This is a genomic window from Pseudomonas sp. CCI4.2, from assembly GCF_034350045.1.
Taxonomy (GTDB): Bacteria; Pseudomonadota; Gammaproteobacteria; order Pseudomonadales; family Pseudomonadaceae; genus Aquipseudomonas.
The window spans coordinates 4762501-4786481 of record NZ_CP133781.1; the positions used below are offsets into that span (position 1 = coordinate 4762501).

Genomic DNA, 23981 nt, shown 5'->3' on the forward strand with positions numbered 1-23981 from the left:
TACCCGTGCTGCCGCTCGACTTGCATGTGTTAGGCCTGCCGCCAGCGTTCAATCTGAGCCATGATCAAACTCTTCAGTTCAAACATCTTTGGGTTTTTAAAAAACCCTAAATTTAGCTCAGCAATCGTTGGTTATTCTTTGATTTCTCGCGGAGTAACTGGTGACTGCTGATAATCAGTTGACTTCAGTCTTACGGCACAAGCACCCACACGAATTGCTTGATTCAATTGTTAAAGAGCGGTGGGTTGATTCTTTCGTCTCAACCGAGGCGCGCATTCTACAGCAGCGCCCGTTACTGTCAAGCGGTTATTTCAAACACGTTTCAAAGTTTCCTTTGCAACTTCAACCACTTGCGCTTCGATCAACTTCGCGTCTCTCGTCAGCGGGAGGCGAATTCTACAGCGTTTCAACTCGCTGTCAACTGCCTTTTTTCACCGCTTCCGATCACCGCGACCGAAGGCTCTTCCTCGCTGACAAATCTGGCTAACTCATTGATTACCAAGGAGTTTCCGTTTCATCTGCTCCGGAAGAGGTGCGAATTATAGGCCCAGGAAAAGTTACGTCAATAGCTAATTTCAACTATCTGTCATTGATGCCATAACCCGGCATCGCCAAACGCCAAGTTTGAGGTACATCGGCCGGTGCGATCAGCTTTTCCAGCGCCATGGGTTTTGCGAAGTAGTAACCCTGGGCCTGGCTGGCGCCCATTTCACGCAGCAAGTTGAGGGTCGCCTCATCTTCCACTCCTTCGGCCACCACAGAGAGATCAAGCGACTCGGCCATCCGCACGATGGCGCGAACGATAGCTCGGCTGCGAGGACTGGCGGTCAGTTCCAGGATGAAGGATTTGTCTATTTTCAGTCCGCTGAAACGGTACTGGTGCACGTAGCTCAACGATGAAAATCCCGCGCCGAAATCATCGAGCACCACCGACATCCCTTGGTCGGCCAGCTGCTGCATGGTCTGCCGCGCAATAGCCGGCTCAGCCACTAACGCACCCTCAGTCAGCTCCAGACAAATCCGCGATGGCGCCACGCCGTGCCGTGCCAGCAACGACAGCACTTCGCCGGCAAACTCGGGTCGAGTCATGCTGTAGCTGGAACAGTTCACATGCACCGGCGGCCAATTGCAGTGCTCAGGCTGCGCAAGAATCAGCGCGATGCTGTTGAGCATGTAAAGGTCAAGCCGGCCAATCAGGCGCAGGCCTTCGACATCCGGCAAGAACTCTCCCGGCGCGACCACCCGACCGTCCGCCTGATGCCAGCGAATAAGGGCTTCCAGCGCCACCAGTTCTCCGGTTTCCACGCTGACGATGGGCTGAAAGTACGGCAGCAATTCGTCGCTGCGCTTGAGCGCGTTGCGCAACGCCCCTTCGCGCTCGACCTGGTCTGAAACCTCACGCCGCACTTCTTGATTAAATACTGCATAGCTGTCGCGGCCACCGCTTTTGACCCGGTACATCGCCATGTCGGCGTCGCGCAATAAGTCGGCCGGCTCGTGGTGAAACTGAACGTCGGCGCTGACGATGCCAATGCTGCACGAGGAAAACACTTCATGCCCGGTGATGAAAAACGGTAAGTCAAACGCAGCCAGAATGCGCTCGGCAATGTCGATCACCACTTCAAGCGGCGCTTCGGGCGCCATCACTGCAAATTCATCGCCACCCAGTCGAGCCAGCAGGTCGGATTCGCGTAAACAGCTGCGCAGACGATAAGCGGCCTCACACAGCAGCAGGTCACCAAAATGGTGGCCCAGGCTGTCGTTGACGACTTTGAAACGATCCAAGTCGATGAACATCACCGCCAAGGGCCGGCCATTGTGGCAAAAGCGTGCCCAGGCAGCGTCCAGGCTTTGCTGCAAGTAGGTGCGATTCGGCAGGCCGGTCAAGGCGTCGTGTGAGTTTTCATGCTGCAACTTAGCGTTCGCATCGTCGAGCTCACGGGTGCGATCCTGAACCCGCGCTTCCAGTTTGAGATTGGCTGCGTGAATCGCGTCAGCGGCACCGCGTCGCGACAAGGCGGTGTCGATGTGTCGCGAGACAAAGGTCAGCAATTCTTGATCACGTAACGAATAGCTGAATTGAGTGCTGTAGCTCTGTACCACCAACACCCCGCGCACCACATGGTTCTCAAACAGAGGAACACCAAGCCATGACTGGGAACGAGCCGCATCGTTAAAGATATCGATTTCACCCACGTCTTTCAGGCGTAATGCTTCTGCGGCATCGATTAGGCAAGGCCGGCGCTGGCGAATCACGTACTCGGTAAATCCTCGCTGACCACGGCGCGCAAACGGGCGACCACCTAGTTGCTCATCGACGTAGTAAGGAAAGGTGACCTCAGAAGTGGCTTCGTCAAATAGCGCGATGTAAAAGTTCTTCGCAAACAGCAAGTCGCCAACGATACCGTGCAGGCTGTGGAACAACTCAGCCATGTCGCCGGGCCGGCTCGACAGCTCAGCAATTTGGAACAACACGTTCTGTAGGTGCTCGGCACGTTCTCTCTCGGCCACCTCCTGACGCAGTGCATCATTGAGCGCCGAGAGCTCCAGCGTCCTGCGCATGACGGTCTCTTCCAGGTCCGCGCGGTGCAGCAGTCGGTCGAGCGCCATCGCTACATGGCGGGCCACCACCAAGAATAACGCTCGATCTTCCGCGCTGTACACGCGGGAAACATCGTAGACCTGCATCGCCAACATGCCGAACACTTCGTCGGAGGCATTTTTAAGCGGTGCACCCATCCAGAACTCAGGACGATCGCCTACGCAAAAAAACCGGCCTTCAGCCTGGGCAGCGCGGATCGCGGCAGCGTCAATCAGCAGCGGCTGACCCGACGTTAAAACCTGCCCAGTCATCGACAGATGCGCGGGATCAAGAAACTCGTAGTTCTCGGCTTCCAGTGCGTCGACATCGATAATATCAACGTAATACGGGTACGAAATTTTGCCCGTGTGCGGATCGTAAAGCGCGAGGTAGAAGTTTTCGGCGTCGACCAGCGTGGCAAGAAGCTGGTGAATACCCACCAAAAACACCGAGCGGTCGCGGGTAGAGCTGGCCAGGTAGGTGATTTCATACAGAACGCGCTGAGTGATCTGAGCACGCGCGAGGGTGTCCGTTTGCACCTGACGCCCCAAGCGCATGGCGAATTCAGCAAGTGCCGACTCGTCAGCCTCGTCCAGCGGCGCCAATAGCCAACCCAACACGCTTTCGCCGGTCCCGGTAGGCCAGCGGTGCAGTCGCCATGTCTCACAGAAAGCGTCGAACGCTTCGTTGGCAATAATCGATGGCCAATGCCCCCGTGCATCGCCCTGCCCCATGAGATGCAACTGCTCACCAGCCCGGTAAACAACCCAAGCCGTGGTATGAGGCCATGTGCGCGCAGCATCCAATAAATGCTTGATCGAATTCTCACTGCCAGCCGCTGTCATCCCGACGCCCGGCTTGCCTATCGATTGAGGTGTGACGGTGTCACTCATGTTCGGTTGCTGCGGGGCGTCAATCACGGGACGAATACTCATCAGCGCTCCATGCCAGAAACTGGCGGTACTCATCTTAGTGACGACAAGCGAGTTGCCAGTGAACGTGTCATTTAAAGCTTATCGCTATTTTTTTCAATAGTTTTATACCCTTTAGTGCGATATGCCGTCGACGCTTAATCATTTAACCGGTGTTAACGCTAAGACGTCGTCGCATGACTGAATCTTCCAGCGTCGGCGGTATGATGCGCGCGCCCCCCCGGTACACGCCTGCCACTTGCGTGCGCCTCAACCGTCTTACCTCAGGAGCCCCCATGAATTCGGATGATCTTGGCCTGTTTGCGCACGTTGCCAGTATCGGTAGCATTTCCCGCGCAGCGATGGAGATGGGCGCGGATCAATCCACTGTCAGTCGGCGGGTCGGTTTGCTGGAGTCGGAGTTGGGCGTGAGGTTGTTTCATCGCAGCGGACGCGGCGTCAGCTTGACCGAGCGCGGCCAACAACTGTTGGTGTACGCCAACGCCGTGGCGCAGACCCTCAACGAAGCGCAACAGGGCATGCGCGACAGTGCCGATCTAGGCCCGGCGCGGTTGTGCATTGCCGCACAGCCGACCATCGCACGCATCTTGTTTGGCAGCCTCGGCCACGCACTGAAAGAGCGCTATCCGCTGACCCAAGTGCGGTTTATCGAAGGCTTGGCGAGCCAGGTTTTAGGGCGGTTAAGCGATGGTGAAGTAGACATCGCTATTCTGTATCTGCCCGAACATCCCGGAGCGTTGCAGTTCGATGTGTTGCTGAGTGAAGAAATCCACCTGATTACGCCGATTGACTATCCGTTGCAGGGTGACGCTATTTCAGTGCGGGATCTAGGCGACATTCCGTTGATTCTGCCCAGCACTCACCATGGCTTGCGGGTGATGGTGGAAACCCTGGCGGCACGATATGGGTTTTCGCCCAACATCGCGCTGGAGTGCGACGGCTCAATCTCAATCACCAAGCGCTTGGTGCTGGCGAATTGTGGCTGCACCGTGCTGCCCTCAGCGGCCGTGATCGAAGAAGTCGCGGCGGGCAGATTGAAAAGTTTTCGGCTTGAAAACCCTGAAATACGGCGCAACGTTGCCATCGTCTGGCCGAAAAACCGTGTCAGCCCGGATGGGCTGTGGGCCGTGACCCAGATTATTCGTCAACGCACGGCAGAGCTGGTCCGCCGTGGAGAGTGGCCGGATGCGGTGCTGCATGTGGCGGGTGATGCAACTTCGTGAACGGTAGGAGCGAACGTGTGGCGAAGCGGCTGGGCCGGGTATCAAGCCAGCTGCCCCCAAGTCGCAGCGCTTAGCCTTTAACCAACTCACCATCACGCAAACGCCACAGCGCCAACGGATTAGCGTCTTTCAAGGACGGTGCCAACAGTTGGTCAGGGACATTCTGATAGCACACCGGGCGCAAGAAACGCTCAATGGCGGCAGCACCCACGGAGGTCGTGCGATTGTCGGAGGTGGCTGGGAATGGACCACCATGCACCATCGCGTAACTCACCTCGACACCGGTGGGAAAATCGTTGAACAGAATGCGTCCCGATTTACGCTCCAGTGTCGGCATTAACTCCGCAGCGTGAGCATAGTCGGCCTCATCCAATTGCAACGTAGCCGTCAATTGACCGGCCAAACGCGAAGCGACCTTGCGCATATCAGCGAAATCGCGGCAGACAATCAGCAGCGCACTGGGGCCAAAGTTTTCGTCTTCCAGTGATGGATTGCCCAAGAACGTTTGCGAATCAGTACGAAATACCGCTGGCTGTGCTTCATATAGCCCTTTAGGTGCATGACCTTCAGCCACGGGTTTCACGTCTGCGCTGTCACGCAACGGTTTCAGTCCCTTGCAATAGGCACCGTGGATGCCCGGCGTGAGCATGGTGGTCGGTGCGCGTTCTGCCAGTTCGTTGGCCGCAACCTTCAGGAAGCTTTCCAGCGCGTCACCTTCCACTGCGATCAATAGGCCGGGGTTGGTGCAGAACTGGCCCGCACCCAGCACCAAGGAATCAACGAAGCTTTTCGCGATGGCCGGACCCCGGGCCTGCAACGCCGCCGGCATCAGAAACACCGGGTTAATGCTGCTCATCTCGGCATACACCGGGATCGGCTCCGCACGTGTTTGGGCAGCGCGCAGCAAAGCCAGACCACCTTGACGCGAACCCGTGAAGCCGACCGCCTGGATCGCCGGATGACTGACCAAGGCATGGCCGATGTCATTGCCGGTGCCCAGCACCATTGAGAAAACACCTTCTGGCATCCCGGTGCTGTGCGCCGCTTTTTGGATCACCCGAGCAACCAACTCCGAGGTGCCCAAATGCGCGTTGTGCGCCTTGACCACCACCGGTGAACCCGCCGCCAATGCCGACGCGGTATCGCCACCGGCAACCGAGAACGCCAACGGGAAGTTGCTGGAACCAAACACCGCCACCGGGCCCACCGAAATTCGACGTTGACGCAGGTCCGCTCGCGGCAGCGGCGTACGCTGCGGCAGGGCACTGTCGATGACCGCCCCGTGCCAGCGACCGTCGCGCAGCAGCGTGGCGAACAAGCGCAATTGAGTCACGGTGCGCATCCGCTCACCTTCGAGACGCGGCTTGGGCAAACCGCTTTCCAAGTGCGCACGCTCGGTCAAAGTGTCACCCAGATCGATCAGGCCTTGGGCGATGGCGTCGAGGAACGTGGCGCGCTTTTCGTCAGGCATCTGTCGATAAACATCGAACGCCGACTCGGCCAATTCGCACGCTTGCTCAATATCGAGAGTCTGGGCCGCGCCGAACGCAGGTTCCAGTTGTTCGCCAGTAACCGCTGCGAGTGCAAAAACGTCGTCGCCCTGCCCCTTCACGGCACGCTGGCCGATGATCATTTCACCTGAGATCTGCATGATGGGTCCTTGATAGAGAAAGCTGTTCAGTCCAGACGCGCCTGTGGCGAAATCTGCCGTGGGTCCGTTCGTAACTCAATCAATGCGGGAACGCCAGCCTGTTGCGCGCGCTGGAAAGCAGCGGGGAAATCCTCGGTTCGTTCAACCAATTCACCGTGAGCGCCGAAGGCTTTGGCAAAGCTGACGAAGTCCGGGTTGACCAGATCGGTAGCTGACACCCGGCCGGGGTATTCGCGTTCCTGGTGCATACGGATGGTCCCCAGCATACCGTTGTTAACCACAATGACCACCAGTGGCGCGCCGAATTGCACGGCTGTGGCCAATTCCTGAGGGTACATCATAAAGCAGCCGTCCCCCGCGAAGCAGACGACCGCGCGCTCGGGGCGTTGCAGTTTGGCGGCAATCGCAGCCGGAAAACCGTAGCCCATGGCGCCATTGGTCGGTGCCAGTTCAGTACCCGGATGACGATAACGGTAAAAACGGTGAACCCATACGGTATAGTTGCCCGCACCGTTGCTGATGACTGCGTCGTCCGGCAACACGTCGTTAAGGTGCGCGACCACTTGGCCCATGTCCACGCCGACGAGTTCAGGGTGGGGTGGCAGCGGTGTTGAGTGTTGCACATAATCCGCCCGCGCCCCTTCGGTCCAGGCCTTCCATGGCTGTTCAACTAATGGAGCCATCCGTTCCAAGGCATGGGCGAAACTGCGCAGAGAAGACACAATCGGCAAACGCGCCTGATACACCCGACCCACCTCTTGCGGATCAGGGTGAACATGCACAATGGGCTGAGTCGGCACCGGGCTTTTCACCAATGTATAGCCGTTGGACACCGTTTCGCTAAGCCGCGAGCCAATCACCAGCAACAGGTCGCTGGTCTTCAAACGCTCAGCCAGCTTGGGCGATACCCCCAGACCGAGCATGCCAACGTAATGCGGGTCACGGTTATCGAACAGATCCTGCCGCCGAAACGACGCCGCGACTGGCAAGTTATTTGCCGTTACAAAATGTGTGATCGCCTGGCGTGCAGCAGCGTCCCACGCGGTACCGCCGAGTATCACTAAGGGTTGCTTGGCACCGGCTAATAACGCACGCATCTCGTCCAGCGCTGCTGGGCTGGGTGCCGCATGGGCAATCCGCACGGGCAGCGCGTCAACACAGACGCCGGTGCCGAACAACACTTCTTCCGGCAAGCCAATCACCACCGGTCCCGGACGTCCGGAAAGCGCAATGCTGAAGGCTTTGGCGATGATTTCGGGAATGCGCTCCAGGCTGTCAATCTCAGTGACCCATTTCGCCAGACCGCCGAACATCTGCCGATAATCGACTTCCTGAAACGCTTCACGGCCCTTGAAGCTGCTCTCGACCTGACCGATGAACAAAATCATCGGTGTCGAATCCTGCTTGGCCGTGTGTACGCCATTACTGGCATGGGTTGCGCCGGGACCGCGGGTGACGAAGCAGATTCCCGGTTGGCCGGTCAACTTGCCGTAGGCGTCAGCCATGTTCGAGGCCGCGCCTTCGTGGCGGGTGACGATGGTACGAATCGCCTCGGCGCCGTGCAGGGCATCAAGCACCGGCAAATAACTTTCACCAGGGACGCAATAAACGGTGTCGACCGCGTTACGCAACAAGGCCTCAACGAGGATTTGCCCGCCGTTACGGGGTTGAGTGACTTCAGACATGGACTTCAAGCTCCTTGTTACGGGTTTCTGGCAAGAACAGCGCGACCGCGAACACCAGCAAGTATGAACAGGCGGCCCAAATGCCGATGGACACAGCGAGGCCGATCGAGCCGCTGGTCATCCCCACACCCGCTGGGACCAACGCACCGATACCCCGGCCGAAGTTGTAGGAAAAACCACCAGCAGTGCCGCGTACTTGAGTGGGAAACAGTTCGGTAAAACAGGCACCCATACCGGAAACAATCCCGGACTGGAACAGACCAAGGGGAAAACCCAGCAGCAACAACACGCTCATTGGCAGATGGAATTGGGTATACGCCAAAACGGTCAAGGTTGCACCGGCAGCGGACAAGGCAAAGGTCTTGCGTCGACCGATACCGTCACTCATGTACGCCATGCCGACGTAACCGCAAAACGAACCGAAAATATTCACCGCCAAGTACAGCGAGGTCATGCTGACCGTTAGCCCTTGGGTTTCACGTAAATAGGTAACCAGCCAAGTCAGGATCGTGTAATTGCCGCCCAACGCACCCGCCGCCATCAGCGAGGCCATGATCGTCATTGGCAAAATCGAGGGTGAAAAAATCAGCGCGAAGGTTTTCAGCGGACTGGTTTTCTCACGGTAGTTGGCAGCGGCCACAAAGGCTTCGGATTCGCTGATATTGCGGCGCATCCACACCACCAACAGCCCCGGCAAAATCCCAAGCAGGAACAGCACGCGCCAGGCATCGGTTTCCGGCAACAGGCTGAACGTGATCCAGTAAGCCAGCGCCGCCAGCGCATAGCCCACCGGCCAACCAGCTTGCACCGAACCGACAGCGCGACCTCGAATGTGCTTGTCCACCACTTCACCGATCAACACCGCACCGGCGGCCCACTCGCCGCCGAATCCCAGGCCCTGCAAACTGCGGGTCAGCAGCAATTGATGGAAAGAATCGGTGAACGCCGACAGCCCGGTGAATACCGAAAACCAAAGGATCGCCAGTTTCAATACCTTGACCCGACCAATGCGGTCGGCAAGCACACCGGCAATCACGCCACCGATGGCCGAAGAGATCAACGCAGAAGTGCCAATGATCCCGGCTTCGCCTTTGGTCATGCCCCAGACCCCCAACAACGTGGGGATTACAAAGGCGAAGAGTTGAACGTCCATTGCGTCGAGCGCCCATCCAAGGAAACACGCCCAGAAGGTGCGACGCTGGTTAGGCGCCATGCTGTGGTACCAGGACTGCATAGGGTTTCTCCGTTACGCGACTGCGCTTGTTGTTTTTTATAAGTCAGGAAGACACCGCGCATGCAACGCAGTTGGGTCGAGTATGTGAGAAAGCATGCCTGCGCCGAAGGGCGCGGGGTGCATAGCAGCTAGGGTGGGATTGCGGGGGCTCGGCTTTTTAAAGCGGATCTCAACACTCTGTAAGAGGGGCCGCCACGGCTTCGACGCGGTGCTGTCGCGCTACCCCGGTGAAGGGCAGCAGGTGCTTGCATTGGAACGTCGGCCAGCCAATCAACCCGTTGCTGAGCAGCTAATCGACGGGTGAGGTGTGAGCAGTGACAGTCAATGCCAAGGGGCCGTCGATGCGATCGTTCACGGGTGGTTTACTTTTCTTGAGCCGAAGGTCGAACTTCGGCCCCCTTCCCTACCGCCACCGTTCAATTTTGACTGTCATAAAATCTCAACCGCCCACAACCTGAAAACATCGGTTTGCTTTAATTTCTGCCATTTTGATGACGCCACGCATATCCAGTGTTCGGCCCTCACTCTAGTACCGCTGACAATTAGTTATCCTAATTTTCGCTCCTAGAACGCTTTCACCCCAGTCGACAGGAGTAAATATTTCAATTTCAGGAGTGCGGCAGGGTTGAATGCACCTTTGTAGTAAGTCCGACCCTGGACAGCGTAAAATTATTAAAAATGCAATACCTACCATATAAGGAGCGATGCAAGACGATATACGCTAATCTATTGCACCACGATGTTAACTTCCGCGTTCTTGCATATGTTTATCTAGGGTTCAAGTACTTCGTCGCGATGCCGTTAACGTCATACTTGAGCTGCATTTTACTAGGAAGTACCTGTGCTGGCTGCAGCTCGGATTAAGGAGGATCATCATGGTCAGCATTAACAGCACATTCCAAGGCATCAATTTAGGCGCCGTCAATAGCACTGAAAAACCCAAATCATCCGACACTACGGGCGTTGGCAACATGGGGGCAACTGTCACTCAAGCCAACTCCAGTAACTCCGTATCTTCCTTGGGCCGTCAACTGAGCGATGCAGCGACGCGGGCTGAACTCAGGGACTCTACGCTAAACTTAAAAACGCTGGGACAGACGGCTGACAGCATTAACGACCAATTGGTGGGCAATGCCTATCAAACCAATAAAATCAGGAATGATGCCGAAGTACCAAATACCGATGATCCGGAGCTGCTCGCACGCGCCCGTCAAGCCACTGGCTTTGTCAACGGCACCGGCAGCAACCCTTTCAAAGGGATGTCCCGGGATCAGCTGGCGCTCATTACCTATGACGAGGGCGGTGAATTCACCGTCAACGAGCGTCGTGCGGCCTGGCAGGAATCGACTGATCAGGAACAGGTTTGGAGGCGTCAGACCGCTCAGAAAGCGATGGATGAGTACAACAGCACTGGCAAGATGACCAATTTCTTCACAGATGTACTCGACCACTTCAAAGGTCTACCAGCCATCGAGCAAGCTCAGTACCCTGAAAGCTATGCATCCGACCTACTGCAGAAAATCGGCGGCGGCGCCAACTACAAATCAAGCCCGGCGGCAGGGACAACCATTAACCCGCTACTTCAGCAAATCATATACTCAAATCAAGAAAGAGTATTTTAGTTATCAAGATGTAGCATCTAGTAATATAGAGCCGGGTTACACGGGAAATGTTGTTGCTATATAGGCTTGGCAGGAATAATAAATGTCCCGCCAGTAATAGGTCGACTGCCGCCGGTGGGGACGGGCAGCAATCGGCCATAAGCAGACATTCGGTCGTATCTACGGATTAAGGGTCGATTCACTATGAAGACATGCCGAAACTTGAACGCGGGGTACTAGCTATAAATAGATCGACAGAAATCTGATTTGATTGTCATGCTTCAAAATTAAAACGATGTTTGGAATGAGAGTTACTGGTTTTCGAAGGTGCTGCCAGTGCCTAACGGAAGATCACCGACAATGCCTAGGGGAGCACTGTCGGCATCAGGATTTTTAGGAGTGTCCGCAGTTATCTAATTAACGGTCAGACCATTACCTTCATGCTTTGAGGGGAATATTTCGCATAGTTACCAGAGCGGTGGCGCAAAGGGTTTCCTTGCCTTGTTTCACGGCAAACAAATCGGCAGCGGCAACCGTAGTGTTGTTCGACGCATTGATGACACGTCCCCTGGCTAGTAGCTTTTCACCATCTGCCGGGGCAATTAGTTTGACAGTGAAATCTGTAGTCATATTTATCCAGCCAGGTGGCAGCAAGGTTCCAGCGGCCGAACCTCCGGCAAAATCAGCCAACGCTCCGATGATACCGCCTTGAAAGTAGCCGTTATGCTGAGTGAGTTCTTTGCGCGCTGGCTGTTCGATTTCACATTGACCTGGCTTCAGGTAATTGTAATGAAACCCCAGTAATTTTGCCGCTGGCATACTGAGTACCGCTCCTTGGACGTGCTTGTCAAAGTCGGGATTACTTGCAGCAAAATCTTCCATGGTATTCATCCTTTTATTCTGCATTTGTGAACGACACTAACCAAGCTGCCGCTCGAGTTCTTTATCGATGTATTGAGTGCGTAATGCAGTGCGCATGACCTTGCAACTACTGGTTTCCAGTAGTTTTCCAGGCATTGATAAAACAATGTCGTGGGGAGTGATCTCATTGTTTAAAATCACTGCCTGTCGAGTGATGGAGATAATTTCGTCCCCCTCGATTTTCTTTCTCAACTCTCTTCGCATTTCTTGAACGATAATCAGTTTGTCTTCAACGCCTAAGAGTGAAAACACTGCGCACGCCGAATTCTCTAGGCTATAGCGAGCTGTCGAAAAATTGTGCTCGATATCATGCGGATAGTAATTCTTACCGCGAATGATGACCATATTTTTCCTTCAGCCCGTTATATATAGCTCTCCTTGGTGAACAAATCCAAGTTTTCCGGCACGTAAATAAGGCGGTTGAATGCCCCATGATTTTTCAATGATATAAGGCAAAGGCATGGAAAGTGGCTTAGGAATCGTCCTTGTCAAATTTGTTGGCTATCCTCATTCGTCACGAGTCGAGGAGCCCGAATGTTAGACTGAATCGCCCTAAGTTCCGTAGGCATGCACTTTCGACTGATTCTGGCCAATTCAATTCTTGCCAGTGGCCACCGGCAGCTATGGGTCGACTTCTGCCGGTCACAATAGGCCGGGGCGGGCAAGAAGCAGGCGTTCCTCTTTTCCCCAAGCGACGGTGCTACGATTGCTGCCCGCTTGTCTTTCCTCCAAGCCATGCGCTACCCTCGACCCTGCTAAACACCGTTCGCGAAAGGAATTGCTGCAATGGTGCCCAACGGTTTTTTACTTCCACCCTCCTCGTAAACAATTCACTCTAGAGCGGCAGCTCACGTTCGCCCAAAATGTTCTGCACCCGTTGATGTCTATTATAGTTAGGCATTTTTTATCCGACCTACGCAGGATCTATGTGAAGACAGCAAAAGCAATTACCAAAAAGAAATCATCCGGGCGTGGTTTTGAGATGTCCTCGTTTTGTGGGTGGGATGGAGAGATTTTAGTTCTGAACATACTTGGAACTCCGAGCGCCAAAAAGGATGCCATCGGCAAGGCGAAAGGAAGTCAACTCAAGATTAGTGTCACCGCCGCACCCGTAGCAGGCAGGGCGACTGACCACATGGTTAAGTTTCTCGCCCGAGAGTTTGACGTCTCGGTTTCTGACATCACGGTTGTGTTCGGTCGTTTTAATTTGAACAAGCAGATGCGTATAAGGGCGCCCGGAAGCTTACCTGTCGTAGTGGCCAAGGCCCTGTCAGAAGCAGAAAACACCTGACCATTCGCTACGGGCGCGATGCAGCCTAATGAGCCGCCCTGCTGTCATGGACTGTCCCAGTGTCTGCTCGCCGACAAGATTGCATCGAGTTAACTACCCGTTTGCATTCGTACTGAACAGACTGTTTAAGCTAAATATTTTCTGCGAAGTGCCACGTTGCAATGCAACTTTGGCCATGAGCGGCTACTTGGAAAATTTTCTCGCTCCTGCAAAGCGGAGAATCACGGCAACGGTAAAGGGCGAGACAGCACACGACCGTTTTGGCAGTTGATTGCCGATACAGACCAAGTGATTCCACTGGAATCACCCCCGCATTAACCACTCCCACCCACCACCGGCTGACTTCCCACCGCCCCCACTCCCCGCTTACCCATCATCGCCATAATCGCCGCCAACTCCTTGTTCGCGACAGACTTACTTAGCTCAGTCGGTTGATGCTGTTTGAACGCCGGCAACGGGTCCCGCAGTCCGTCATCTGCGACGGCCACCCCTGACGTATCCGAATGAGACCGGCCCATCCCCACCTGACCCACCACATTAAACTCCCCATTCCGCGCCTTCTCGATCATGCCCAGCAAATACCCAAACGGATTCCGTATCTGCCCCTGCCCTACCCGCACATCCCACTGATCAAGCACCGATTGCTGTACCTCTGCCGAAACCCACCCCAACCCGACCTGCACCTTCCGTCTCTGATCCGGCGCCAAGTTTTCAAACGACGCTGGCCACTTGATTACCGCCCCAGGGCTCGCACGCGGTACAGAGCTTTTACATACAGATGTATTTGTATTAGTACTTGTACTAGATGAGTTCGGATTCCGAACTCGGGGTGCGGAGCCCTGTTTCCCACTGGGTTCGGATTCCGAACGGGGGGCTGCACGATTCCGAACTGGGTGTTTTTTACTGAGTTCGGATTCGCTTTGACTGAGTTCGGATTCACTTGGCCCGAGTTCGGATTGGAGTGGTGCGTCCGAGGGAGGTGTCTGCGTGTTGGATTTGTCATTGAGTGCCTTCGCCCAGCCCTGATTGGCAACCCGACGCCCCAGCACTTCGAGGTGGCTCGGCAGTGTCTGCTCGCGAAGATGGGGATCCTGCATGAACTCCTCAAGGGTATTGGCGGCCACTTGGCGTATGGATTTGTTGGCGTGGTCCTGGGAGTTTCCGACCAATTGCAGATAGCTGCTGTCCAGCAGCATGGCTTCCGAAATGCTGATGGGTTCGTCATGCAGCAGGTAGATGTTGCCTTTCATTTGTCCGGTGACTTCATCCCGAACTCGCCCGGCCAAGCTCAGCCAGCGAGTCAACCGCAAGGCGGTGAGCGCTTTGGCGACGGTCTCTCGGGATGCAAGCTTGTAAGGCGACGAGGCCAGGTAAGGTCGTAGCTGCTCGTAGGTGGGAAACGACGTCAGGCCGTCGTCATTCAGCAAGAGTCTAAAAACCTGCCAAGCATTGCGCTCCAGTGGCGTCAGCCGGTTATCCAGCAAAAGCCTTCGGGGGAAGGCTTCGTGGGGATTGCCGGTGTTCTCGGTATCGAGTATGGGCGCCAACGGCTGCGCGCCGGGGCGATCGGGTTTAGGAATTCGGGTCTGCTCTCGACGCTGATCGCTCATTGAGCTGGATGCAGAAGCCAGCAACGCGTTCAGCGTATCGAGATTGCCCGGGGTGAACCGTTTGGAGGCGTGGGGCATCAGATCAAGTCCTGTTCAATCCAGCCCTGAATCGTCGTCCACACCATCGACAGGTTAAGCGCTGGCAGCTTTTCGGTCAGCTCTATTGCCACGTTCAACAAGGCTCGGTCGTCATGGGGAGCGTCGGGAAAACGCTTGATCGCGTTGACCCAGTGATCCCATAGCTCGCGCTCCTGCTCCTGATTCACCGCAGGCCAGCGCCCCCTGCGGTTGGGCAGGTTTAAAATGCTTCGCCGTAACGCCACCTCCTTGGCGGGTAGGCCAAACAGTTGATGGATCATGGACGAACTCGCACCCACCTTAAGGGCGCGCATGATCAATTGGTCTTCTTCAAAGCTCTTGGCTTGCACCAGCAGACGTTGAACGACCAGACCATCAACCACGACCTTGAACCAGGGAACGGGCGCATTGACCAACATGCTCATGCATTGCGGTTCGACAAGGTCCTTGAGGTCTTGCTCCGAAAAACCCATGGCCAGGCAGCTACGCAACTGGCCATTGCGGATGTCGCTCAAGATTTGAAAAGCCACTGCCAGATTTAGTGGATGGGCCATGGATGTGTCTCCATTTCGAGGCGGATACCGATGCGCACGCTCACAGCGCCGCTTCCAGTTCAATGAGGCGTCGTACGAGGCGTATGACACGAAAGATTTTCACCAAAGCCTGATCACTGAGACGATCAGCGACGGAAGCGTCGCAAGACTCGTTTCTTGGAAGCCCCAGCATCAATCGCCCTAGATCAGCCGTGAACTCGACCGGCGTCCGCCCTAACACCTCCGGGCCCAGACAAAGGGAATTGAGCAACGTCATGGTCGTAATGGATACCTGAGCCAGCGCTTCGGCTTGCTCGAATGTGCGCCGCATGCGAAAGCCGGCGCCCAAATCGGACGGCAATAGCTCAACAGGACACCGCGCCTCTTCGATGACTTCACTCACCAAACCGAATATCTGATGTCGCAGTTCGGTGGGTTCATCGATCTGCCGTTCGATGTACCAAAGGTCGGAGATAGGATGCAGCCCCCGACCTGCACCGGAATCGAATGCAGGCACGAGGCGTCGAAGTCAGGAATCGGCTCGCCAGTCGCGCCAGCGAGCTGCTGTTTCATCGCCTGAATACGTGGGGTCAGGCCGGGAATCGGCGTGATGATGTGGGCCTGAATTCGGTCCTGGTCTTCATCTTCCGTTGTCTCAGGCGGCACCTCGGGAACGGTTGCAGGCGTCGTATCACCTTTACTGGCGGCTTTGACGGGCGGTTTTTTCGGTTCCTGCGGCGGCGCCTTCACGCCGTCGGAAGGGGTTTTCGCTGACGCCACAGGCGCAGGCGTTTCAGGCTCCGTCACCGGCGGTAGGGGCGCGCGCGCATCAAGGATGTCCAGCTTCAGCCAGTTGTAGTCCTTCCCCAGCGGCTGCTGCATCTGGTGAATCAACTCATCCTGAAACCGATCAAATTTAAAGTCGCCACCGTCATCAAAAGTCGCCAGTACCTCAGAGAACAACGATTCAAAATCGATGCGATTTGCGGCGCTATCCGCGTACTTAGCCCAGCTCTTGGCTGCCGTGCGCCGCAGGTTGGTCAGCCGTTCGATTTGCGGTTTCCCTAACCCGGAATACAGCAGGTTGGGAATGGCCGGCAGCAGAAAATGCACGCAGTCCTGCATTTTGCTGATGTGCGGCTGGGACACCGGATAGCCGTCGGCGGCCAGCCTTCGTGCCAGTTCTCGCTGTGAAATGGACTCGTTGGCTTCCTGCTCATACAGCGTTTTGGCTCGCTCGATGCCCAATGCCCGCTCAATGAAGGTCAGTTCTCCGTGCATATCGTTTTCGGCCAGATGCCCGGTCAGCGCGACGATGTCGCCACGTTTAGGCCACGGCCGAAATAAACACTGAATACGCAAAAACTGTTCATCACGGGTTTCACGCCACAGCTCATTGAGGATCGCCAGCCGGGTGTTGCCGCCGTTGCGAATAATGAAATGCTCCTCCCCCGGCCGACGCGTAATCGGGGGTGGTGCGTCCAGGCCCCGATTGAGAATCGAGGCTTTCAGTTCATCGAACAGCGGATTGCGGTTGATGCGCGGGTTGTATTCATAGGGCCGCAGTTTATCCAGCACGATCACCATCGGGGTGTCCGCGACCGGGTCTGAAAGTTGGGGTACATGGGGGCCGTTGTTCATGAAAGATCCCTGCAGCAGTTTTCCCTTGATGTCGTCGCGACTTAATGATTTGGCGGTCATCAGGAACGTCCTTCAGCGCGGCCGACGTCTACAGCGTCGAGGCCCGTCAATCGGTCGATCACCGCGTTGGCTCGCCGCAGTTCTTCTTCAAGCTCAAAGCTGCGGAACAACCGATAAACGATCTCTCCGTTCATTGAGCGACTGGCCAGTTTTGCCTCGTCGGCAATCTGGGCTCTAAGTCCGAGCTCCGAAAATCGGATGACGAACTTTTCTCGATCACTCTTTCGGCTGTTCATGCCCAGCTCCTTGCTCGGTGACGTTTTCGGTTTTTGCTTCTGAATGAAGCGATGAATTCAGCTCGTAGCGTAGGTCGCCGACCTCCAGTTTGACGACCTCGACATGGGTCCACTGCTCGACCCGACAGGCCAGCGCGTAGACAAATTTGCCTGCATCGACCCGGCCGTTTTTCAAGCGAAAAACCACCGTGCAGTACTCGTCGGGGCGGTCATTGGGTTTGTTCATGGCTGACCTCCTCCACCGAGTAGCTGCCGCACTCCGGGCAGACCAAAATATCCAGTTCGCCATCTGGAAAAATGGTGTCGGCGAAACGGCAGATGGCCTTGAAGACAGGAAAATTAGCCGTGCAATCCAGGCAAGTGCCGCGTGGCAAAGGTACCTTGTTCATTTCGTGGCTCCTTGCCAGTGCTTGGCATCCAGATCGGCGAAGCGGGTGTGCGCGGGGATGAACGCCGTGCGTACAACGCCGGTCGGCCCGTTGCGGTGTTTGCCGATGATCAATTCGGCAATACCTTGATCAACGGAGTCGGGGTGATACACCTCGTCGCGGTAGATGAACAGCGTCAGGTCGGCGTCCTGTTCCAGCGCGCCAGACTCGCGCAGGTCGCCGTTGTGCGGGCGTTTGTTGGGCCTGTTTTCCAACGATCGGTTGAGCTGTGAAAGCGCGACCACCGGGCAGTCAAACTCCTTGGCCAGGGCCTTGAGCCCTGCCGAAATGGCGGCGATTTCCAGGTTGCGATTTTCCTTGCCGGGGCACTGCATCAGTTGCAGGTAGTCGACCATGATCAAGCTTGGCTTGCCGTAACGACGGGCGGCACGTCGGGCACGGGCACGAAGCGTCGCGGGGGTCAGATCAGAGCTGTCGTCCACCACCAGGCGTTCGCCGTAGGCATTGATTCTGGCCACAGCAGCGGTCAGCCGTGGCCAATCCTCATCCTCCAGTTGACCGCGCATCAAATTGGCCAAATCCAACTGCCCCAGGATGGCCAGCATCCGATACATCAACGCCTGGGCGGGCATTTCCAGGCTGTAGATCTGCACAGACCCCGTCGGACGCTTCTGCAACACCGCATCGACAAAATTCAGCGCAAGACTGGTTTTACCCATCGAAGGCCGCGCGGCGACGATGATCAAATCAGCGTCCTGAAAGCCTCCGGTTTTTTGGTCCAGATCCGCGAGACCGCTGGGGACACCGGTCACGCCATCGCCGTGATTGAAGTTGAAATCAACCTGCTCCAGTACCTTCATCAGCGCGTCGTTTACATCGACAAAACTGTTGGGCGCACGGCCCTGCCCCAGTGCAAAGAGCTTCTGCTCAAAGCTTTCCTGCACCTCCAGACTTTTTGCCTGAGGCAATGAGGCATTTCGGGTGCATTCATGGCCGAGCATGATCAGTTGACGCAGATGAGCGCGCTCTCGAACGATCTCCGCGTAGGCGCTGATGTTCGCCACCGACGGGACATTTTTAGCCAGCTCTGCCAGGTAGCCGAGACCGCCCGCCTCTTCCATTTTGGCCAAGGATTCGGACACCGTAACCACGTCAAACGGGGTAGTGGCCTGCGCCAGTTTTTCAATGGCTTTGAAGATCAAACGGTGTTCGTGCTTGAAAAAATCCTCAGGGCCGATGAGGTCGGCGATCAGTTCCCACGCATGGTTGTCGAGCATCAACCCACCGAGCACGCTCTGCTCGGCTTCGATGGAGTGCGGCGGCATCAAGTCAAAGAGGTTCATGAGGCCATTCCCTGATCAGCCAGGCGCCGGTTGTGGCGGGTTTGCTCACTTAACAGCTCAAACTGCGCCTTCCACTCCGGGAACAGCTCAACCGCCAAGGCTTTGATCACGTTGAACGCCGACGGCGAGCGGCGATTGAGGGGTTGGCGATATTCAAGCCGGTGGGCTGGAACCCCTTCGGTCGCCGCCCGACGAAAGCTGACCGCTGCTGGCAGTGTCGTATTAAGCAGGTTGATCTGCGGATGATCGGCCAGGGTTTCGGTGAGTGATTGGTAGATCAGGCTCGCGTCGTTGGTGGCGTCGAGCTTGTTGATCACGATGTTTAACGGCGGCGTGTGTACGCCCAGCACCGACAGCGGCTCCAGGTCCTTGAGCAGTTGCTGGGTGCCCCGGTAAAACTCACGCGCAGCGAGCATGTCCGGGGTGATCGGAGAGATCGCCAGATCGGAACAGAGCAAGGCCATTTCCAGCAGCACCGAGCGCGCACCCTGGGTGTCGATCAGGATCAGGTCGAAGTCGTCAGCGAAGGCTGAGACCAGATTTTTCAGGCGTAAGCGCCCGTCAGCGGCGTGCAGCAGCAGGTTGCTGAGCTGGTTGTAGGGGTCGTTGGAGAGCACCAGTGACAGATTAGGGATACAGGTCCGGGAAATGATCTGCTCTGACCGGGTATCGTTTTGGGCAATGAGTTGATACGTCCCGCCTGCCGCTTCGTGGTCGATGCGATAAAACGAGGACAACGACGGTTGTGTGTCGAGATCTATCAAGAGGGTGCGGATATTCGCGTCGGCGCAGAACGCGCCCAGGTTTGCGGTCACCGTGGTTTTGCCAGGGCCGCCTTTGGTTGAAACGATTGATGCGATTTTCATGATGCTGACCTCTAAATCAAGTTGATTAGAGGCAGCGCATTGCACGTGAAAATTGAACCGAAAACACTGTTACCAAATGTTTTTTCGAGGCGGTTAAGCGGGTTTTTCGGACCTCAGGCACCAATGATTCAGAAATCATTGGTCACTGGAAACGTCCTACAACACCCCGCTCAACCCCTTGAAAACAATATGGCTCCACGACCTGGACTCGAACCAGGGACCCAATGATTAACAGTCATTTGCTCTACCAACTGAGCTATCGCGGAATGCGTCGTATGTTACTGATTGAAAAGACTAAGTCAAGCTTTTCATGACCTTGCCTCACTGCACTCAAGACGGAAAATTAGACTTAAGCGCCGCCAACCCACCTCGATACACACCGTCGAATAATTCAGCGGCCGCTTCTTCAGTAATGCCGGCACAGGTGAAGGTACCCGACCAGACAATGTTCGTCGAGTGTTTGCCCGGCACTTCGCTGACTTCTACTTTCGCCAGGTAATCGGTCACTGGGAACGGTCCCTGCTCAATGGAGTAAGTGTACGTCCGTGCGGCGTTATCGAATGTCTGGAGTCGCTCGACGATGACGGCGCCGTCGTTGGTTTTCAAGTGACGAACGCGGCCACCCTCGCCCAGCTCACATTCCACGATAAACGGCAGCCAGTCCGGCAGTGAACCGAAGCCACCCATGAGTTGCCACACTTGATCAGCAGTTGCCGACACTTCAATCGTTGCAGATGCCTTAGCCACGGTAGATCTCCAAAACTGAATCGATAATTTAGAACAGCAATGTAAACCAGCCCTTGAACGACTTCATCCATTTCCGTTGCGCCTAGCCGTTGATGGATCATGCCTCTGCATCGCTCAAGACCACGGTTCAGCAGGGCGCGGCGCTCACACCACCATCCCGTCACGCGCGACGATGATGTGCATGGGCAACTGATTTCCGGTCTCCATCAACCACGCATCCAACGTATGGCCGATGTGGGTCAGCACTGCCAATTGCGGTTTCAACTGGGCAATAGATTCCAACGCTAAATTCAGGTCATTGTGGTTACGCGGTGCCTGGGGTTGCGGTGGCAGCGAGCAGTCAAGCACCAGCACGTCCAGGGGCTGACGCTGCAAAAACGCGAGGGTTTCGTCCGGTAAACCCACCGTATCGGTCAGGTAAGCAATGCGCCGCCCCTCACCCTCCAGCAGGTACCCCAAGGTCGGTTTCGAATGCACCAGCGGCATCGCCGTAACGCTCAATGCGCCTAACTGACGAGTTTCGAAGGCACTGAACGGCTGGCTGAAATCCAGAATACCCGGATGTTTGTAAAGGTCGGCCAAGCCTTGCGCATCCACCGGCCCGTGCACCGGAATCACCCAGCCCTGCCCCCAGCGCAACTCCAGCAGCCCTTGCGCATGGTCGGCATGGTAATGGGTTTGCAGAATGCCATTGAAGCTGCGCGGCGGGAAACGCTCGGTCAAGTCAGTCAAACCGGAGTCGATCAACCAACGCTGGCCCCCGCACTCGACCAACGCGCTGCACGGCCGACGGCGCAAGCGTTGATCGGAATGAGCCGCCGCACACGCCGGGCAATCGCAGCCATACACCGGAACCTGCGACACATCAGCGGTGCCCAGCAATGTCAGGCGCATGTGGGGTCTTTGCCGATTAGTGTCAACAAACGTGCGAGGGTGTGTTCGATAGGTCCGGAGTTGTCCAACAGCCACGGCCCGGACGTCTCACTTGCCATGAGCGTTGCAGCGAAATCAGCATTACGCGCCAACCGCGCTTCAATTTCAGGCATTGATTCGCGGCCCCGAGCCAACAATCGGTCACGCAAAATATTTTGGTCCACCGTCAGCAGCAGCGCGAGCAAATCCGGGTAACGTTGGCGCGCTTGAGTCAAGTGCCCACGGGAGCCGTTGATGAGCACGTCTAGCCCTGAATCGAGCCACGCGTCGATCTCACCAGGAATGCCGTAGTGCAACCCATTGGCCTGCCAGCTCAGAGCAAATTCACCCTCAGCTTGCATGGCAATGAACTGTTCGACACTGACGGCCTGCGCCGCCTCGCCCACCGCTTCGGCCGAGCGAGTGATAACACGCCGCACGATCCGGCAGCCCTGAGCGGACAACGGATCGCGCGCAGCATCCAGCAGGCTGTCTTTGCCGGAACCTGAAGGTCCGATGAGATAGATCAACCTGCCTGCCATCAAAACACCCTCTTCGCTTGTCGCCACACCTGTTGAATGACCGGTAACCCGTCCTGATTTTTTGCCTGAATCAGATCCGCACGCAGCCGTACGCGAATCTCGCCGCGATCGTCGAGCCCTGCCGAACGAGCCGGTGCGCGGGTGACCATGCCCACCGCTTGCGCCAGCTCGCAGGTGTTGTCTTGCGCGGCCAATAAAAAGGCGGCCTGTAGCAGGCTGGCGGGATAGTAATCGCTGGACAGAATATCCAGTAGTCCTTCTTTAGCAAGGTCTGCCGCCGCCACGTTGCCTGAATGAGAACCGCCGCGCACGATGTTCGGCGCCCCCATCAAGACCCCCATGCCCAACCGGTGGCTGCCACGTGCCGCCTCCAGTGTGGTGGGGAATTCGGCAATGGTCATGCCGTAACCGGCCGACTCTTCGACATGGGCCATTGTCGCGTCGTCGTGGCTGGCCACTGACAAGCCTCGGGCCAAGCAATCCTCGACGATGGCGCGCCGATAACGGTCGCTGAACTCACGAGAATTGGCCGTCTGGAATACGATGAATTCGTCCATCTGCTCAGGGGTCAGTTGGTACTTACCCATGTAGTACTCGCGGTACTTGGATTCAAGGGCAAATTGGCGCTGACCCGGCGAATGGTCCATCACCGACACTAATTGCACCAGTGGGTGCTCCACCAAATCGCGGAACACGCTCAAGGTGTCCGGGTGGCAGAGTTCGCAGCGCAAATGCAGCCGGTGATCGGCACGGGTCAGGCCCGCCGCGCTGGCGCTGGCAATCGCCTCCAGCATGCCGGGCAATTTCTTCATCCGGTTGCCCTTGGGGTTAACGTCGCCGATGGACAGCGCGTCGAACACCGTGGTAATGCCTGCCGCAATGATTTGCGCGTCGTGGCTCAACACCGCTGAGGTTGACGGCCAATCCACGCCGGGACGCGGGGTCATGTGTTTTTCCAGGTTATCGGTGTGCAGTTCGACCAGACCTGGCAGCAAATAATCACCGTGCAGGTCCTGCGCCTGGGGCAAGCGGCTGCGGCCTTCATCTACTTCGGCGATCAGGCCATTGCGCAAGACCACGGTGCCGTTGAATACCCGGTCAGCAGTAACGACTTGAGCATTGCTGAGAATCTGTTCGGTCAGCATGGTGCGGCTTCCTTGATGATCGAAGTGCTGGGGGTCATGTCTAGATGACGGTCAGCCACCGCTTCACGGGCGGCGCGGTCGTGGAATATGCCGATCAGCGCAGCGCCGGCGGCTTTGGCTTCTTGCATCAGTTCCAAGACCACTTGGCGATTGGTGTCGTCCAACGACGCGGTGGGTTCATCCAACAGCATCACCGGCCACTCGACCATGAAACCGCGGGCGATGTTGATCCGCTGCTGCTCACCCCCGGAAAACGTGCCGGGCGCCAGTTGCCACAAGCGTTGCGCAATGTTCAGCCGGGCCAATAAATGCTCCGCTCGGGCCTTGGCTTTTTCCTTCGACCAGCCCCGTGCCAGCGCCGGTTCCATGACCACATCCAGACTGGCAACCCGTGGAATCACCCGCAGAAACTGGCTAACGTAGCCCAAGGTTTGCTGGCGCACGGCCAGAACCTCACGGGGTTGCGCGCCGACCAACTCCAGCCAGTCGCCGGCATGGCGCACACGAATACTTCCGCCAGCTGGCAGGTAATTGCCATACAACGTGCGCAACAACGTGCTTTTGCCGGCGCCGGATTGCCCGTGCAACACCAGGCAATCACCCGCACTCACCGTAAAACTCAGACCATCAAGCACATTGAGCACCACACCGTTTTGCTGATGCAGCGTGAAAGTTTTCGAGAGGTCGCGGACCTCGATCAACGTGTTCATCAAGCTCACCTCAAAAAGACGGCAGCGACCGAAGATCATCCGGTCGCCAG

General features: G+C 56.4%; 23 protein-coding genes, 1 tRNA gene and 1 rRNA gene (1 of these 25 running past the window's edge). 3 read left to right on the forward strand and 22 right to left on the reverse strand.

Annotation, left to right across the window (positions count from 1 at the left end; translation table 11 throughout):
- Together RHM65_RS21490 and RHM65_RS21495 are read right to left on the reverse strand one after the other, a co-directional pair.
- Positions 1-80: ribosomal RNA gene (locus RHM65_RS21490) — 16S ribosomal RNA — on the reverse strand (it extends 1459 nt beyond the left edge of the window).
- Positions 81-579: 499 nt separating this feature from the next.
- Complete coding sequence (locus tag RHM65_RS21495; RefSeq protein ID WP_322183968.1) at positions 580-3516, reverse strand: EAL domain-containing protein; 2937 nt, start codon at positions 3514-3516, stop codon at positions 580-582.
- Positions 3517-3788: 272 nt separating this feature from the next.
- Here RHM65_RS21495 and RHM65_RS21500 point away from each other — a divergent pair, with 272 nt between their 5' ends.
- The gene (locus tag RHM65_RS21500) at positions 3789-4736 is read left to right on the forward strand and encodes a LysR family transcriptional regulator (RefSeq protein ID WP_322169053.1); all 948 of its coding nucleotides are present in this window, start codon (positions 3789-3791) and stop codon (positions 4734-4736) included.
- Between the two features lie 70 nt (positions 4737-4806).
- Here the strand turns inward: RHM65_RS21500 and RHM65_RS21505 are convergent, their stop codons facing one another.
- From RHM65_RS21505 to RHM65_RS21515, 3 genes are read right to left on the reverse strand one after another with little or no spacing between them, the layout of a single operon-like run.
- The gene (locus RHM65_RS21505; protein WP_322169050.1) at positions 4807-6387 is read right to left on the reverse strand and encodes an aldehyde dehydrogenase (NADP(+)); all 1581 of its coding nucleotides are present in this window, start codon (positions 6385-6387) and stop codon (positions 4807-4809) included.
- A 26-nt stretch (positions 6388-6413) separates the two neighbouring features.
- Entirely contained in the window at positions 6414-8072 is a 1659-nt protein-coding gene (locus RHM65_RS21510) for a thiamine pyrophosphate-binding protein (protein WP_322169047.1), read from the reverse strand.
- A complete protein-coding gene (locus tag RHM65_RS21515; protein WP_322169044.1) occupies positions 8065-9306 on the reverse strand; it encodes an MFS transporter in 1242 nt (413 codons plus the stop codon). Before RHM65_RS21515 ends, RHM65_RS21510 begins: the two co-directional genes overlap by 8 nt.
- 875 nt (positions 9307-10181) lie before the next feature.
- On the opposite strand from RHM65_RS21515, the gene RHM65_RS21520 reads away from it, so the two are divergent.
- Positions 10182-10928 carry a hypothetical protein gene (locus RHM65_RS21520; protein ID WP_322169042.1) on the forward strand — a complete coding sequence of 249 codons (747 nt, stop codon included), beginning with the start codon at positions 10182-10184 and terminating at the stop codon, positions 10926-10928.
- A 417-nt stretch (positions 10929-11345) separates the two neighbouring features.
- Here the strand turns inward: RHM65_RS21520 and RHM65_RS21525 are convergent, their stop codons facing one another.
- Together RHM65_RS21525 and RHM65_RS21530 are read right to left on the reverse strand one after the other, a co-directional pair.
- Positions 11346-11789: a PaaI family thioesterase gene (locus RHM65_RS21525; protein ID WP_322169039.1), complete on the reverse strand. Its 444-nt coding sequence runs from the start codon at positions 11787-11789 to the stop codon at positions 11346-11348.
- A gap of 36 nt (positions 11790-11825) precedes the next feature.
- Complete coding sequence (locus RHM65_RS21530) at positions 11826-12173, reverse strand: hypothetical protein (protein ID WP_322169036.1); 348 nt, start codon at positions 12171-12173, stop codon at positions 11826-11828.
- A 583-nt stretch (positions 12174-12756) separates the two neighbouring features.
- On the opposite strand from RHM65_RS21530, the gene RHM65_RS21535 reads away from it, so the two are divergent.
- Entirely contained in the window at positions 12757-13119 is a 363-nt protein-coding gene (locus tag RHM65_RS21535) for a DUF167 family protein (protein WP_322169033.1), read from the forward strand.
- A gap of 314 nt (positions 13120-13433) precedes the next feature.
- On the opposite strand, the gene RHM65_RS21540 is transcribed toward RHM65_RS21535, so the two are convergent.
- The 15 genes from RHM65_RS21540 to phnL all read right to left on the reverse strand — a co-directional run bounded on the left by RHM65_RS21540 (position 13434) and on the right by phnL (position 23931).
- Entirely contained in the window at positions 13434-14807 is a 1374-nt protein-coding gene (locus RHM65_RS21540) for an STY4528 family pathogenicity island replication protein (RefSeq protein WP_322169030.1), read from the reverse strand.
- Positions 14807-15361, reverse strand: a complete 555-nt coding sequence (locus RHM65_RS21545) for a DUF2857 domain-containing protein (RefSeq protein WP_322169027.1) — start codon at positions 15359-15361, stop codon at positions 14807-14809. Before RHM65_RS21545 ends, RHM65_RS21540 begins: the two co-directional genes overlap by 1 nt.
- A 40-nt stretch (positions 15362-15401) precedes the next feature.
- Positions 15402-15743, reverse strand: a complete 342-nt coding sequence (locus RHM65_RS21550) for a hypothetical protein (protein ID WP_322183970.1) — start codon at positions 15741-15743, stop codon at positions 15402-15404.
- On the reverse strand, positions 15740-17041 hold the full coding sequence (locus tag RHM65_RS21555; protein ID WP_322183972.1) for a ParB family protein: 1302 nt from the start codon (positions 17039-17041) through the stop codon (positions 15740-15742). Before RHM65_RS21555 ends, RHM65_RS21550 begins: the two co-directional genes overlap by 4 nt.
- Entirely contained in the window at positions 17041-17277 is a 237-nt protein-coding gene (locus tag RHM65_RS21560; protein ID WP_322183974.1) for an Arc family DNA-binding protein, read from the reverse strand. The genes RHM65_RS21555 and RHM65_RS21560 overlap by 1 nt, the downstream gene beginning before the upstream one ends.
- Positions 17258-17503 carry a hypothetical protein gene (locus RHM65_RS21565; protein WP_322169018.1) on the reverse strand — a complete coding sequence of 82 codons (246 nt, stop codon included), beginning with the start codon at positions 17501-17503 and terminating at the stop codon, positions 17258-17260. The genes RHM65_RS21560 and RHM65_RS21565 overlap by 20 nt, the downstream gene beginning before the upstream one ends.
- Positions 17487-17666, reverse strand: a complete 180-nt coding sequence (locus tag RHM65_RS21570) for a hypothetical protein (RefSeq protein WP_322169015.1) — start codon at positions 17664-17666, stop codon at positions 17487-17489. The genes RHM65_RS21565 and RHM65_RS21570 overlap by 17 nt, the downstream gene beginning before the upstream one ends.
- Positions 17663-19009 carry a replicative DNA helicase gene (dnaB, locus tag RHM65_RS21575; protein ID WP_322169013.1) on the reverse strand — a complete coding sequence of 449 codons (1347 nt, stop codon included), beginning with the start codon at positions 19007-19009 and terminating at the stop codon, positions 17663-17665. The genes RHM65_RS21570 and dnaB overlap by 4 nt, the downstream gene beginning before the upstream one ends.
- Positions 19006-19875, reverse strand: coding sequence for a ParA family protein (locus tag RHM65_RS21580; protein ID WP_322183976.1), 870 nt, complete (start codon positions 19873-19875; stop codon positions 19006-19008). Before RHM65_RS21580 ends, dnaB begins: the two co-directional genes overlap by 4 nt.
- A 190-nt stretch (positions 19876-20065) precedes the next feature.
- Positions 20066-20141, reverse strand: a tRNA-Asn gene (locus tag RHM65_RS21585).
- Positions 20142-20205: 64 nt separating this feature from the next.
- Entirely contained in the window at positions 20206-20622 is a 417-nt protein-coding gene (locus RHM65_RS21590; protein ID WP_322169007.1) for an SRPBCC family protein, read from the reverse strand.
- 144 nt (positions 20623-20766) lie between these two features.
- Positions 20767-21516, reverse strand: a complete 750-nt coding sequence (gene phnP, locus RHM65_RS21595; RefSeq protein WP_322169004.1) for a phosphonate metabolism protein PhnP — start codon at positions 21514-21516, stop codon at positions 20767-20769.
- Complete coding sequence (gene phnN / locus RHM65_RS21600; RefSeq protein ID WP_322169001.1) at positions 21507-22076, reverse strand: phosphonate metabolism protein/1,5-bisphosphokinase (PRPP-forming) PhnN; 570 nt, start codon at positions 22074-22076, stop codon at positions 21507-21509. Before phnN ends, phnP begins: the two co-directional genes overlap by 10 nt.
- Complete coding sequence (locus RHM65_RS21605; RefSeq protein WP_322168998.1) at positions 22076-23221, reverse strand: alpha-D-ribose 1-methylphosphonate 5-triphosphate diphosphatase; 1146 nt, start codon at positions 23219-23221, stop codon at positions 22076-22078. Before RHM65_RS21605 ends, phnN begins: the two co-directional genes overlap by 1 nt.
- Positions 23215-23931, reverse strand: a complete 717-nt coding sequence (phnL, locus tag RHM65_RS21610; RefSeq protein ID WP_322183978.1) for a phosphonate C-P lyase system protein PhnL — start codon at positions 23929-23931, stop codon at positions 23215-23217. The genes RHM65_RS21605 and phnL overlap by 7 nt, the downstream gene beginning before the upstream one ends.
- Positions 23932-23981 lie beyond the last annotated feature (50 nt).